General features: G+C 62.5%; 3 protein-coding genes. 1 reads left to right on the top strand and 2 read right to left on the bottom strand.

From position 1 onward, the window contains the following. Positions 1-304 precede the first annotated feature (304 nt). On the top strand, positions 305-664 hold the full coding sequence (locus IB250_RS04835; protein ID WP_192343234.1) for a DUF6124 family protein: 360 nt from the start codon (positions 305-307) through the stop codon (positions 662-664). A gap of 147 nt (positions 665-811) precedes the next feature. On the opposite strand, the gene IB250_RS04830 is transcribed toward IB250_RS04835, so the two are convergent. Together IB250_RS04830 and IB250_RS04825 are read right to left on the bottom strand one after the other, a co-directional pair. Further along, positions 812-1,768: an alpha/beta hydrolase gene (locus IB250_RS04830; protein WP_192343233.1), complete on the bottom strand. Its 957-nt coding sequence runs from the start codon at positions 1,766-1,768 to the stop codon at positions 812-814. 77 nt (positions 1,769-1,845) lie between these two features. Beyond that, a complete protein-coding gene (locus IB250_RS04825; RefSeq protein WP_192343232.1) occupies positions 1,846-15,504 on the bottom strand; it encodes a non-ribosomal peptide synthase/polyketide synthase in 13,659 nt (4,552 codons plus the stop codon). Between the last annotated feature and the right edge of the window lie 8 nt (positions 15,505-15,512).

Below are 15,512 nucleotides of genomic sequence, written 5' to 3'. Positions count from 1 at the left end.
GCCGCTGCCTACGACTACGCCAGAATCCGCCGGCTTGTGCGCCTTAGGTCCGGGCTCTATCGTTTCCGGGTCGCTGACGAATCAGCGATCGGGTTTGGTAGCCCGGGTTAATCAAGGCGCACAACGCCGACGTTTCAAGCAGTTGACGCTTTTTCGTCTGCTGTTTTGTTATGGCGGTTGTGCGCAGGGCGCCCTCGGACGCGCTGGGTTCCCTTGATGCCCGGTCTACCAACCTGCGTACAGCCGCCACCCTAATGTTTGGTAGCAATAGGTCTGCGGCTCCATTTATCAAGGAGTTTCATCTATGTTCAAACCGACGCCTAATCCGCCGGAAACCGATCCAACATCCCCCTACGAATCCCTCGATTCCAAAAAACTCAACGAAGCCGCCGACCGCGCCCTCGATTACTACCTCAAGCCGCCCATCCCCAAAGACACCAAGCGCAAACCCAGCACCATTTACCATGTCGGCACCGAGGTCGATAACGAAACACTACTGGTCAACGCCTGCGAATCCCTGGCGTCAGCGAGCATGATGCTCAGTGAGTTCGCCGGATTGATGGACATGCCACATCGCAACATGATGTTGGGGATTCAATCGGTGGTCATGCTCGGGGAGCTGGCGGTGAACCGGGTGCTGGATAACCTCGACCCGCGAGGTTAGCGAGGGTGATCGTTCCCACGCTCTGCGTGGGAATGCAGCCCGGGACGCTCCGCGTCCCTTCCAGAGCCGAACGCAGAGCGTCCGTTGAGGCATTCCCACGCGGAGCGTGGGAACGATCAACATAACACTACCCCGCAGTTTCTATGCTCAACCCAAATACCGACTCAGCGCTCGACTCAAGCTTTCATGCACACCCAACACATCCGGCATGACCGAAGCCAATCTGAGCAGGTCATGGGTCAGCCCCGGGCAATGTTCGAGTTCGACACTCACCCCCTGCGCGCGCAGTTTATCGACGTAGGCCTGGCCTTCATCGAGCAACGGATCGAACCCGGCCAGCAACACAATCGCCGGCGCAACCCCGCGCAAGTCCTCAGCCAGCAACGGCGAGAAGCGCCAGTCCAGCAAATCTTCGGGGCTGCGGGCGTAGTGCTGGTAAAACCAGTCCAGCGTGTCGTTCTCCAGCAGATACCCCTCACTGAACAACAAACGCGAATCGTGGGTACGCGAGGCATCCGTGACCGGATAACACAGCAGCTGCACCTTCGGGACGATGGCCACGGTGTGTGGCTGAACCACCGCTTGCAAGGCCAGCACCGTCGCCAGCGTGGCACCGGCACTGTCACCGCCGAATGCAACGCGACCGGCATCCAGCCCCAAGGCCTGCGCCTGTTCCGCCAGCCAGGACAAGGCGTCTTCACCGTCCTCCAGCGCGGTCGGGAAACGATGTTCCGGCGCCAGCCGATAGCCAACCGACAACACCGCGCACGGCGTGCGCCGGCAGAATTCGCGGCAGACTCCGTCATGGGAATCCAGGCTGCCCACTACAAAACCACCGCCATGGAAATACACCAGCACCGGCATCGGTGCCGTCGCCCCGCTTGGGCGATACAAACGCAACGCCAGCGGCGCACCGTCCCGGGCCGTGGTGTTGACCTCCAGCACGTCAAGATCCTGAGGAGCATCCCAACGCAATTGCGCGGTGGTTTGTTCGAAGATCGCCCGCGCCTCGGCCGGGGTCAGTTGATGCAGCGCTGGCTGGCCTGCGTCCTGGCCGTCTTGCGCCAGGTCGAGGAAGGCTTCCAGATCAGGGTGTAGCGACATCGAAAGAATCCTTATGTCCGTAAAAAAGGGCCGCGCCTGAGCAACGCCCCCCCAGCAATGATTAAAACCCCGGGCTCTCAGCCCACCCGCGCCATGCAATGCTCGATCAACGCCTCAAGCTCGCGCTGATAATCCTGCATCAACGACTCCATGGTGCTGGCCCGATAACGCTGGCTGCTGTAGATGCAACGCAGCGCCAACTGACCGTCATAAACCTGGCCGACGATCTCCAGCCAGTTGCCCAGATTGGCCTGCAGGCTGTAGTTGTCGCCGCTTTCTTCCAGCGCCGGCACCAGCAACGCTTGCTCGTCGAAGCTCTGGTCGAACTGCCCCAGATAGTTGAACGTCACCCGTGCCTGCGGCAGGTCGGCCAATTGACGGGCCAGTTGCGGGCCGGCCAGATGACGCAACACGCCATAGCCAATGCCCTTCTGCGGGATGGCCGCCAATTGCGCCTGCACGTTGACGATCGACGCGCCAATGTCCGCGCTGTCGGGGGTGAGCCGTACCGGGAACATGCTGGTGAACCAGCCCAGGCTGCGACTCAGATCGATGTTCTCGAACAGATCCTCGCGGCCGTGCCCTTCCAGCAGAATCAGAGCCGACGGCTGTTCGCTCCAGCGGCACAGCGCCCGGCTCAGGGCCGACAGCAGCAAATCGTTGATCTGCGTGCGATAGACCGCCGGCGCCTGCTTGAGCAACTGTTCGGTGTGCTCGCGGGACAACTTGAGCCGCGCCTGAGCCTGGTGACGCACCTGATTCTTGCCGCGACGGTTGTCGCACGGCAGGTCGATACCCGGCTGATCCAGTTGCTCCAGCCAGTAGGCCAATTCCTGCTCGGCAATCACCGGCGCCTGCGCCTGCAACGCTTCGGCAAACGCACGATAGCTGCTGGTGCGGATCGGCAATTGCGGTTCGATGCCCATCACACAGGCCTCATAGGCCACCTTCAAGTCATCGAGCAGAATCCGCCACGACACGGTGTCGACCACCAGATGGTGGATGACCATCAACAGCCGTGCCTGGCCGTCCGGCAAGGCGGTGTGCACCACACGCCAGGCCGGTCCATCGTCGAGTTTGAGGCCGCGCTGAGTCAGGTTGGCCAAGGCTTCGACCTGCTCACTGCTCTCGACCTCGCGGCGCCACAACACCGGCTCGCGGCGCTCGGTCGGTGCGGCGTAGCGCTGCAACCAGCGCCCGCCTTCCTGACAGAAGCGCAGGCGCAAGCTGTCGTGATGGTTTTCGATCCAGCCCAGCGCCTGTTCCAGGGCATCCAGATCCAGCGTCTGACGCGCACTCAGCAAAAACGACTGGTTGTAGTGATGAGACTCGGCCATGCCCTCGGCAAAGAACCACTCCTGAATCGGCAGCAGATTGAACAACCCCTCACTGGCCACATGGGTGAGGTCCACCGCCGGTTGCGCGGTGCTCGCCTTGACCACGTCCTGTTCGACGATGCCGGCGATGGTCTGGTAGCGCATCAGGTCGCGCAGTTTGAGGTCCATCTGCAGGGTCGGGTGGTTCCTGACCCGGGAAATCACTTGCAGGCTCAAGATCGAGTCGCCGCCCAGTTCGAAGAAGTTGTCGCTGATACCGACCTGCTCGACCTGCAACACCTGCGCCCAGATGTCCGCCAGCAGTTGTTCCTGCTGATTGCGCGGGGCGATGTATTCCTCGCTTTTGAATTCCGGCTCGGGCAATGCCTTGCGGTCGAGCTTGCCGTTGGGGGTGATCGGGAAGGCACTGAGGCAAACGATCTGCGCCGGCACCATGTATTCAGGCAACGTGGTACGCAGACCGGCCTTGAGTTCATCACCCAGCTGCTGGCCGGCGTTGGTGACAACATAACCGATCAGTTGCTTGCCGGAGGCATTGTCCCGGGCGATCACCAGGGCGTCGCTGACCTGCGCCAGTTGCCGCAGGCTGGCCTCGACTTCACCCAGCTCGATGCGGAACCCACGCACTTTGACCTGATGATCGATACGACCGACGTAATCGACCACGCCGTCCTGACGCAAGCGCACCAGGTCGCCGGTGCGGTACAGCCGCTCGCCGCTGGCAAACGGGTTGGGCACGAAGCGTTCGCAGGTCAGGTCTGGCCGACCGTGATAACCACGGGCAACCCCGTAGCCACCGATGTACAACTCGCCGGCAAAACCGGGCGGCAGCGGATTCAGTTCTTCATCCAGCACATACAGAGAACGCGCGCCCACTGCCCGGCCGATCGGTGCATAAGCCGCTTCACACTGCTGGCTCACCGGCACTTTCCACAGCATCGGGGTGACCACGGTTTCCGTCGGGCCGTAGCCGTTGGTGAAGTACTCGGGACGCAGTGCCGCCTTGACCTGTTCGAAGGTCTGGTCCGGCACCGCATCGCCGCCGAAGCAATAGATGCGCACCGGTGGCGGTGCAATTGCGCTGGCCGCGGCGTACTCGGCCAGTTGCTTGAGGTAGGCCGGCGGGAAGCAGGCGATGGTCACGCCGTATTCGTGCAGCGCCTGCCAGGTTTGCTCCGGCGTCCACAGGCAACCGTCGCGCACCACCAGCCGGCCGCCGCTGTACAGCGTACTCAACCAGCGCTCATGGGCACCGTCGAAGGCGAACGACATGAAGTGCAGCTCGCAGCTGCGGGTGTCCATTTCATACAGTTTGGCGATGGCCTGACAGTGCATGCTCAGGGGGCCCTGGGTGACCGCCACGCCTTTTGGTCGGCCAGTGGAACCCGAGGTGTAAACCAGATAAGCCAGCCCTTGCTCCATCACGCGGCACACCGGCGCCTCATCGGCATAATGGGACTCGTCGAGCTGATCCAGCTCAAGGCGCAACAGGCCCTCTGGCGCCGGTAACGTTGCCCGCAGGCTGCTCTGGGTCAGCAGCAGCGCCATGCCGGAATCTTCGATCATGTACGCCAGACGCTCCGGCGGATAATCAATGTCCAACGGCACATACGCCGCGCCGCTTTTGAGCACGGCGAGGAAGCTGACGACCATTTCCAGCGAACGCGGCAGCGCCACGCCAATCACCACCTCCGGCCCCGCGCCATGTTCGATCAGGCAATGGGCCAGACGATTGGCCCGTCGTTCCAGTTCACCGTAGCTCAGGCTCAGCCCGGCGCATTGCACCGCAATGGCCTCGGGCTGAGTCAGCGCGTGTCGGCTGATCAGCTCCGGCAACAGTTGCGGCTGATGATCCGCTGGCGGCTCGGCGCTCCAGGTTTGCATCGCCTGCCATTGCTCGAGCGACAGACGCTGCAGGTTACCCAGGCATTCGTCAGGCGCGCGCATCATCGCCTCAAGGGTATTTTCCAGGGTCAGGCGAATCCCTTCCACCGCCTCGGCACTGAAGTGGCTGCGCAGGTACAGGTATTCAATCGACAGTTCGTCGCCGAGCGTCACCGCCAGGTCCATCGGCACGTTCGTCACGTCATGGCCGATGGATTTGCCAAAGCTCAGGCCGCTATCGTTGTCCTCTTGCAGGCGGTCGTCGATCGGGTAGTTCTCGAACACGATGATGCTGTCGAACAGCGCCTGCCCGCCCAGGCCGGACCAGCGTTGCACGTCCGCCAACGGGGCCTGGGAATGGTCGCGGATATCCAGATTGTAAGCCTGGATCCGGTTCAGCCAATCTGCCAGAGGCTGATCCGGTTCCAGCATCTGAATGATCGGCAAGGTGTTGATGAACAGCCCCAGCATGTTGCCGACATTGGGCAAACTCTCGGGACGCCCGGACACCGTGGCACCAAAGGTCACGGTGTTTTTCCCGGTGTAGCGCTGCAACAGCAGCAACCATGCGCCCTGGATCAAGGTGTTCGGGGTAATCCGCAGATCGCGGCAGAACTGCAGCAGACGACCGGTCTGTTGCGCGTCCCAATGGGAGTAAATAGCGTTGTGGCCAGGTTCATCGGACACATGCCGTGGATGGATGGCCTGGCTCAACGCCGTCGCCTCGTTGACCGGGGCCAGCCTGGCTTTCCAGAACAGCTCCCGGGCGTCCTGGTCCTGGGCTTGCAACCAGGCAATGAAGTCGCGGTAACGGCCGTTTTCAGCGCTGATTTCACCCTTGGCGTAATGCTGGATCACCTCACCAAACAGGCGCGAGCTGCTCCAGCCGTCCATCAGAATGTGGTGACTGGTCCAGACCATCTGGTACTGATCTTCAGTGCTGCGAATCAACAACACTCGCTGCAGTGGCGCATGGGTCAGCTCGAAGCCTCGCGCGCGGTCCTCGGCGGCCCGCGCGGCGATGTCCGCCTCGCTGGCGTCGCGATCGCGCCAGTCGAGCACCTGCAAATCGAGCGTCGCCTGACGCTGGACAATTTGCAGCGGTTTGGCCAAGCCATCGTGCCAATGGAAGCTGGTGCGCAGGATGGCCTGACGCTCGATGACCGCCTCCCAGGCCTTGCGGAAACGCTCAACATCCAGACCGCCCACCGGCAAACTGATCTGATTGACGTACAGGCTCGAACCATTGTCCGACAAGGTGTGGAACAGCATGCCCTCTTGCATCGGCGACAGCGGATAAATGTCTTCGATCCGGGACGGGGCTATCGGCAAGGCGTCCAGTCGGGCCTGATCCAGATGCGCCAACGGGAAGTCCGACGGCGTGACGCCGTGGCTGTCCGGCTGGCAGCAATGCTCGATTAGCAGTTCCAGCTCCCGGGTGTACTCCTCGGTCAGGCGTTCGATGGTCGAGGCGTTGAACATCTGCGTGCTGAACGACCAGCCGACACTCAACTCGCCGCCGTACACCTGACCGTTGAGCGTCAGCCAGTTACCCAGCAGCGCATCGTCACTGTGCTCTGCGCCCTTGCCCTCATCGGCCGGCACAAACAAGGCACCGCTCTGGCTATCGAAGCTACCGTCGAACTGGCCCAGGTAGTTGAAGGTGATACGCGGTGTCGGCAGGGTTCGCAGCGACGCCTGGCAAGCCTCGTCCCCCAGATAACGCAGCACACCGAAACCAATGCCACGATCCGGAATTGCGCGCAGTTGCTCCTTGATTTGCTTGATCGAGCCGGCCAGCTCCTGGGTCGGGGTCAATTTGACCGGGAACAGGCTGGTGAACCAGCCGACCGTGCGGGTCAGATCGAGGCCGTCGAACAGATCTTCACGACCATGGCCTTCGAGCTGAATCAGCACCGACGACTGTTCGCTCCAACGGGCGATTACCCGTGCCAGCGCCGTCAGCAACAGGTCGTTGACCTGTGTGCGGTAAGCCGCCGGGGTCTGTTGCAGCAGTCGTCGGGTCAAGGTCGGGTTCAGGCGACTGTAAAGCGTCAAGGCATGACGGCTCTGCAGGCTGCCCTGGGGGTTATCTTGCGGCAGCGGCGCGCCGTCCGAGCGCTGCGCCTGCCAGTAAGGCAGTTGTCCAAGCAGCGATTCACTGCTGGCGTGAGCTTGCAATTGCTCCGCCCACTGCTTGAAGGACGTGGTCTTGGCCGCCAATGCCAACGGTTCGCCGGTCAGTAACTGGCGGTAGGTGCCCTGCAAATCCTCCAGCAGAATCCGCCACGACACACCATCGACCACCAGGTGATGAACGATCAACAACAAGCGCTGTTCGCCCTCAGGCAAATCGAACAACACCGCGCGCAACAACGGGCCTTGTTGCAGATCCAGGCTGCGTTGGGCTTGTTCGGCGACGCGTTCCAGGTGGGCGGCATCGCTGACCGATTCCAGCCACAACGGTGACAGGCGCTGGTGTTCCACGGTCCGATAGCTCGCCGACCAGCTTCCTGAGGTTTGGGTAAAGCCCAGGCGCAGGCCGTCGTGATGAACGATCAGCGCGTGCAGGGCCTGCTCAAGTGTCGCGGCCACCAGAGGGTTCAACGGTTTGAGCAGCACCGACTGATTCCAGTGATGACGCTGCGGCAAGGGTTGTTCGAAGAACCATTGCTGAATCGGCAGCAACGGTGTCTCACCTGTCACTGGGCCTTGATCGATTTGCGCCAGGGCTTTGCCGAGCTGCGCGACAGTGGCCAGCCCCTGGACGGTCTGCTGCTGGAACAGATCCTTGGGCGTGAAGCTGATTCCCTGCTGACGCGCCCGGCTCACCACCTGGATGGAGATGATCGAATCGCCGCCCAGGGTGAAGAAGTTGTCGGTCACGCCGACCCGCTCGAGTTTCAGAATGTCTTGCCAGATCCCGGCAATCTGCTGCTCCAGTGCAGTGCGCGGCGCCACGTAATCGCGTTGCAGCTGGTTGGCGTCCGGGGTCGGCAAGGCCTTGCGGTCGAGTTTGCCGTTGGGGGTCAGCGGCAATTGTTCGATGAACAGCCATTGCGCCGGCACCATGTAATCCGGCAGATGCGCCTTGAGCCCGGCCTTGAGCGCCTCGCTCAGATCGTCCTGCTGTTGCGGGCTCAGGTCTGCTTGTGCCGGCACCACATAGGCCACCAGTTGCTGGCCGCTATGGCCTTCCACCGCCAGCACCACACCTTCGCGCACGCTGTCGTGGGCCAGCAATCGCGCTTCGATTTCACCCAGTTCGATACGGAACCCGCGCACCTTGACCTGATGGTCGATGCGGCCGACGTATTCGATCACACCGTCTTCACGCAAACGGGTGAGGTCGCCGGTGCGGTACATTCGCTCGCCATTGCTGGCCAGCGGGTTGGGCACAAAGCGCTCGGCGGTCAGGCCCGGGCGGAACAGATAGCCACGGGTAATGCCGTCGCCGGCCAGGTACAGCTCGGCGGCAACCCCAATAGGGGCGGCCTGCAATTGGGCATCGAGCAAGTGCGCGGTGGTGTTCACCAGCGGCCGGCCGATGTTGGCCTGGCCGCCGGCTTCGCGGCGTGTGCAAGTCGAATAGGTGGTGTCTTCCGACGGCCCATACAAATCGTAAACGTGCTCGACCGAAGTCTCGCGGTACAGCATGTCCACCAGCGTTTGCTTGAGCGGTTCACCCGCGAGGTTGATGATGCGCACGCCTTGGGGGATCTGCCCGGCACGCTGCAAGGCCGCGATGGCCGACGGCACGGTGTTGATCAGGCGCACCTGATCGCGCTCCGGCAGGTCCGGCAATTCCAGGGCGTTACGCGCCACGATGATCGAGCCGCCGCGGGCCAGGGTGACGAAAATCTCCCACACCGACAGGTCGAAGCACACTGAAGTCGAGGCCAGCACGCCTTGCAGGTCCTCTTCGCTGTACACCTCGTGCGACCAGTGGATCAACGCCTGCACGTTGCGATGAGCAATCGCCACGCCCTTCGGTTTACCGGTTGAACCGGAGGTATAAATCACATACGCCAGGTTGGCAGAATCAATCCGGCCCTCAAGGTTGTGCGGTGCCAGGTCAGCGAAGGCCTGACCGCCCGCCTCGACCCACACCACTTGGGCCTGGGTCTCGGGCAACTGCGACAGCAAGTGCTGCTGGGTCAGCAGCACCCGCGCCTGACTGTCGTCGAGCATGTAGGCCACGCGATCCGCCGGGTAGTCCGGGTCCAGCGGCACGTAGGTGCCACCGGCCTTGAGCACCGCCATCAGGGCAATCACCAGTTCGGCGGAACGAGGCATCGCCACGCCCACGCGGACTTCCGCACCGACCCCCAGTGTTTGCAGATGACGGGCCAGTTGATTGGCGCGGCGATTGAGTTCGGCATAGGTCAAACCAGCACCGGCATGGCGCAAGGCGATCGCCTGTGGCCGCGCTTCGACCTGGGCTTCAAAGCCTTGATGGATCAAGGCCTGGGTCGGATACGCGGCGTGATGGTCATTCCATTCGGCCAGGGTGCGCAGCTCGCTCGCCGGCAACAGGCCGATCTCGCCCAGCAAGCGTTGCGGTGCGTCGAGGAACTGGCGCAGCACTTCTTCCAGATGAGCGGCCAGGCCGACAACGCTGCGCTCGGCGAAGTGCTCGGTGAGGTAGTTGAAGTCCAGGCTCAACACCTCGCCGGCACCGGCGATCAGTGTCAGACCGTAGTTGGTTTGCTCGCGATGTTCGAGACCGCTGAAACGCAGTCCACCCGGATTGGCCTCCAGGGTGTCGGACACCGGGTAGTTTTCAAACACCAGCAAGGTGTCGAACAACGCTTCACCGTTGAGCGCGGCCAGGCGTTGGATGTCTTGCAACGGCGTCTGTTCGTAATCGCGCAGCAGCAGGTTTTTGTCCTGCACGCTGCGCACCCAGTCGCTGACACTGCACGTCGCTTGCGGGCTGGCGATCACCGGCAGGGTATTGATGAACAGGCCCAACTGTTGCTCGATACCCGGCAGGTCCACCGGACGACCGGACACCGTCGCGCCGAACGCGACACTGCTTTGCCCGGTGTAGCGCTGCAATACCAACAGCCACGCCGCTTGCACCAGGCTGTTAAGCGTCACTTGCTGCTGGCGCGAGAAACCGTTGAGGCGCTGGGTGAAGGCGGCGTCAAAGGTCAGCTTATGCACGCCTTTGCCGGGGCCGGGCACGGTTTGCCCATGGCAGGCCGAGGCCAGCCGCGTCGGTTCATCCAGTTCGGCCAACTGCCCGCGCCAGAAGGCTTGCGCCGCCTCCTTGTCCTGGCGTTGCAGCCAGGCCAGGAAGTCGCGATAACGGCCCTGGGCACTCGGCACCGGATGCCCGGCGTAATCCTGCAGCACTTCGCCAAACATCCGCGAGTTGCTCCAGCCGTCCATGAGAATGTGGTGGCAGGTGAAGATCAGGCGATGACGGTCATCGGCGGTGCGCAACAGGCACAGGCGCAGCAGCGGCGGATTCTGCAAGTCAAAACCGCGCTCGCGATCAGCCAAGGCACGGGCCTCAAGCACCGCTTGCAGATCCGGTTCGGCACGCACATCCACTTCCGGCATTTCCAGGGTCAGCTGGCGATAGATCACTTGCAGCGGTGTATCGAGGCCATCGCGGCCCCAGATGAAACCGGCGCGCAGCACTTCATGACGATCCACCACCCGCTGCCAGGCTTGCTGGAAGCGCGGTACATCCAGACCGTCGATATCCAGCAGCATCTGATAGACGTAAGCGTTGGCATCGGCGTCGTACAGGCTGTGGAACAGAATGCCCTGCTGCATCGGCGCCAGCGGGTAAATGTCCTCGATCCGCTGCGCGGCGATTGGCAGGCTGTCCAGGTGAGCCTGGGACAACCCGGCCAACGGCACATCGGAAGGCGTCAGACCGCCGCTCGGATGATTCAGGCAATGGTCGATCAACTCACCCAGCGCGACTTCATAAGCGCGAGCCAGGGCGTTGATGGTCGCCTCTTCGAACACGTCACCGCTGTAGGTCCAGGTCAGGCTCAATTGCCCCTGGTAGACGCGGCCGTCGATGGTCAGCCAATTGCTCATCGGTGCCTGTTCGTCCTGCCCGGCGCCCTTGTCTTCGGTGGCCGGCACCCACAGGGCGCCCTCGTCGAAGTTGTTATCGAACTGCCCCAGGTAGTTGAACGTCACCTTGGGTTGGGACACGCCGCTCAGGGCCGCTTGCGCCTCATCACTTCCCAGATACCGCAGCAAGCCAAAGCCGATGCCTTTGTTGGGGATCGAGCGCAGTTGTTCCTTGATGCCCTTGATGGACGCTTCGAGGCTGGCCTGCGGAGTCAGGCGCACCGGAAACATGCTGGTGAACCAACCCACGGTACGGCTCAGGTCGAGGTCGTCGAACAGGTCTTCGCGGCCATGCCCTTCGAGCTGCACCAGGGCGCTGTCGGAGGCGGTCCACTCACACAAAACCCGGGCCAGTGCGGTCAACAGCAAATCGTTGACCTGGGTGCGATACACCGCCGGTGCCTGTTGCAGCAATTGCCGGGTGCGCTCGGCATCCAGACGGGTATCGACGCTGCGCTCGAAACGGTTCTGCAGTTGCCCATCAGGGTTGTCCAGCGGCAAGTCCGCCGGTGCTTCGGCCAGTTGTCCGCGCCAGTAATCCAGCTCGGTTTCCAGCTCGGCGCTGCGCGCATAACCTTGCAGGCGTTGGCCCCAATCCTTGAACGCCGTGGTCTTGGCTGGCAGGCGCAACGGCGTGCCAGCGCTCAGTTGCTGATAAGCGGTTTGCAGGTCTTCCAGCAGAATCCGCCACGACACACCATCGACCACCAGGTGATGGATCACCAACAGCAGTCGCTGGCTGGCGTCGGGCAGATCTACCAATGCAGCACGGATCAACGGGCCGTCGCTCAGGTTCAGGCTGCGCTGCAGCTCCAGGCACAGCGCCGGCAAAGCCTCGCTGTCCGGCAACGCCACAGTGCGCAGCAGTGCGTTCGGCTGATCGACGGCGGCATGCTCCTGCGCCCAGCCACCTGCGGACTGGCGATAGCGCAGACGCAAGGCATCGTGATGCCGTTGCAGATGTTCCAGGGCCTGCTCCAGCACAGCCGCTTGCAGAGGTTCGGCCGGGGTCAGCAGGATCGACTGGTTCCAGTGCTGACGCTGAGGAATCTCGGTGGCGAAAAAGTACTGTTGAATCGGCGTCAGCACGGCAGCGCCGAGCACATCACCTTGCATCGCCTGCACCGCATCGCTCTGCTGCGCGACGGTGGCCAGGCGTTGCACGGTCTGGTGCTGGAAGATGTCTTTGGGCGAAAAGCGGATGCCCGCCTGACGCGCCCGGCTGACCACCTGAATCGAGATGATCGAATCGCCGCCCAGTTCGAAGAAATTGTCGTTGAGCCCGACCCGTTCGACTTTCAGCACGTCCTGCCAGATCTCGGCCAAGCGCTGTTCGAGTTCGCTGCGCGGTGCCGCGTAAGCCTCTTGCACCAGGCTCACATCGGGGTTGGGCAGTTGCTTGCGATCGAGCTTGCCGTTGGCCGTCAGCGGCAGGCGATCGAGGAACACCCAGCTGACCGGCACCATGTAGTCCGGCAGGCTTTCCCGCAATTGCGCCTTGATCGAATCGCGCAAGTTGGCGTGGGCGTCCGCGTCCAGTGGTTCGCTCGGCACAATCCAGGTCGCCAGTTGCTGCCCACTGAGCCCTTCGACCGCCAGCACCACGGCTTCACGTACCGCGTCATGCTTGAGCAATTGGGTTTCGATTTCCCCCAGCTCGATACGGAAACCGCGAACCTTCACTTGATGGTCGATACGGCCGATGTACTCGATCACCCCGTCGCCGCGCAGCCGCGCCAGGTCGCCGGTGCGGTACAGGCGTTCACCGGCCACAGGGTTGAACGGATCCGGGACGAACCGGGTGGCGCTCATGCCTGGCTGGTTCAGGTATCCCCGCGCGAGCCCGGCCCCGGCGATGTACAACTCGCCGATGCACCCTTGGGGCACCAGGTTCAGCGCGTCATCGAGCAAGTACCACGACAGGTCGACAATCGGCTCGCCGATCGGGCTGCTGTGGCTCTGCTGCAAGTCCGCCATGGACAGCGGGCGGTAGGTCACATGCACGGTGGTTTCGGTGATGCCGTACATGTTGATCAGGGTCGGCGCGCGGTCGCCGAAACGCTCGAACCAGGGGCGCAGGCTCTGCACTTCCAGCGCTTCACCGCCAAACACCACGTAACGCAGCGCATGGTTGCGCGACGAAGCACTGGCCACTTGCATCAGCGGTTTGAACGCCGACGGCGTCTGGTTCAGGACGGTGACCTGTTCATCGCAGAGCAAGGTGTAGAACTCTTCCGGCGAACGGGTGACGTCGTGGGGCACCACCACCAGTTTGCCGCCGTAGAGCAGCGCGCCGAAGATTTCCCAGACCGAGAAGTCGAACGCGTAGGAATGGAACAGCGTCCAGCTGTCTTCGGGACCGAAACCGAACCAGTGATCGGTGGCGTTGAACAGGCGAATGACATTGCCATGGGGCAGCAACGCGCCTTTGGGCTTGCCGGTGGAGCCGGAGGTGTAAATCACATATGCGAGGTTGTCTGCCGTAGTCATGCACGGCGGATTGGCCATGCTGCTGTCCTGCGGTGGTTGATTCAGATCCAGGCAAGCCAGCCCCGGTGGAATCGGCAGCTGCGCCAACAGGTGGCCCTGGGTCAGCAACAGCTCGATCCCGCTGTCCTCGATCATGTAGCGCAAACGGTCGTCGGGGTAGCTCGGGTCCAGCGGCACATAAGCACCACCGGCCTTCAGCACGGCGACAATGGCGACGATCATGTCCAGCGAACGCTCCACCGCCACGCCCACCCGCACATCGGGGCCGACGCCACGGGCGATCAGCTGATGCGCCCATTGGTTGGCCTGTTGATTGAGTTCGGCGTATGTCAGCCGTTGCCCGGCGAACACCACCGCCGGCGCCTGCGGATGACGCTCGGCCTGAGCCTCGATCATCTGATGAATGCACTGGCTGACCGGGTGCACCACCGGGCTCGGGTTCCAGTGCGCGAGCAGTTGTTGTTGCTGCGCGTCATCGAGTACCGGCAGTTGGGCAATGCGCTGGGTCGGGTCCTGAACGATCGCCCGTAGCAGATTTTGCCAATGCTGCGCCAGGCGCTCGATGGTCGCAGGCTCGAACAAATCGGTGGCGTATTTGAGCACCGCTTCAATGCCATGAGCTTGTTCGGTGGTGTTCAGCACCAGATCGAACTGCGCGGTTGCGCTTTGCCATTCCAGCGGTTCAATGCTCAAGCCGTTCAAGCGGGTCTCGACGCTGATCCGGCTTTCGGCCTGGTGATTGAACATCACCTGGAACAACGGGCTGTGGCTCAGGCTGCGTCCCGGCTCCAGGGCTTCCACCAGTTGTTCGAACGGCAGGTCCTGGTGTGCCTGGGCTTCCTGGGCGGTTTGCCGAACCTGGCGTAGCAGATCGACGAAGCTGGCTTGGCCGTCGACGTCCGCCTTGAGTACCTGGGTGTTGACGAAGAAACCGATCAGACGCTCGATCTCCACGCGTCCGCGGTTGGCCACCGGCACACCGACGCGGATGTCGGCCTGGCCGCTGTAGCGGTGCAACAAGGCCTGGAACGAGGCCAGTAACAGCACGAACAGCGTGACGTTTTCCCGTCGGGCGAAGGCCTTGAGGCTGTCGCTCAGCGTCGGGGCCAGAATCAGGTTATGGCTGGCCCCGGCAAAGCTCTGTTCCACCGGCCGCCCACGGTCGGTGGGCAGCTCCAGCACCGGCTGCTCGCCGCCGAGCTTTTGTTGCCAGTAGGCCAGTTGACGTTCCTGTTCGCCGGCCTCCATCCATTGCCGCTGCCACAGGGCGTAGTCGGCGTATTGAATCGGCAAGGCCGGCAGCCCGGCGTCATGCCCGAGGTTGAAACCGGCATATAGCTGCACCAGTTCCTCGATCATCACCTGCAACGACCAACCGTCCGACACGATGTGATGCAGGGTCAGCACCAGCACGTGATCCTGCGGGGTGACTTGCAGCAGCGCGGCGCGCAACAGCGGGCCGGTCTGCAAATCGAAAGCTTGCTGGCTCTGGGTCTGGACGAAGACCTGGATCGACGCCTGTGGGTTTGCCGCCAGTTCAGGGCTCAGCTCGTGAGTATCCAGGGCAAACGATCCTGCGGGCAGGATCGTTTGCAAAGGTTGCCCGGCGTCTTGAGTGAACACCGTGCGCAAGGTTTCGTGACGTTCGATCAGCGCCTGGACGCTGCGCTGCAACGCGGCCACCTCCAGCGGGCCCTGCAAGCGCAGGGCCGTGGGAATGTTGTAGGCCGCGCTGTGCGGCGCCCATTGCCAGAGAAACCACTGGCGCTGTTGAGCGTAGGACAGCAACAACGGTTCTTCAGCCGTGCGCTTGAAAACCGGGGCAATGTCAAAAAGGTTGACGCCTTTCTGCTTGAGCAGAACCGCCAGAGCCTTTCTTTGCTTAGCCGAAAGTTGTCCTACCGACTCGATTAACTCTTGCACGCGTTGTT

It is taken from the genome of Pseudomonas sp. PDM09, assembly GCF_014852305.1.
Taxonomy (GTDB): domain Bacteria; phylum Pseudomonadota; class Gammaproteobacteria; order Pseudomonadales; family Pseudomonadaceae; genus Aquipseudomonas.
This window is presented reverse-complemented; position numbering and strand designations above follow the sequence as displayed.

Excerpts from the sequence above, each read along its gene's own strand:
- IB250_RS04830 (WP_192343233.1), bottom strand. The coding sequence starts at position 1,768 with ATGTCGCTACACCCTGATCTGGAAGCCTTCCTCGACCTGGCGCAAGAC.
- IB250_RS04835 (WP_192343234.1), top strand. The coding sequence starts at position 305 with ATGTTCAAACCGACGCCTAATCCGCCGGAAACCGATCCAACATCCCCC.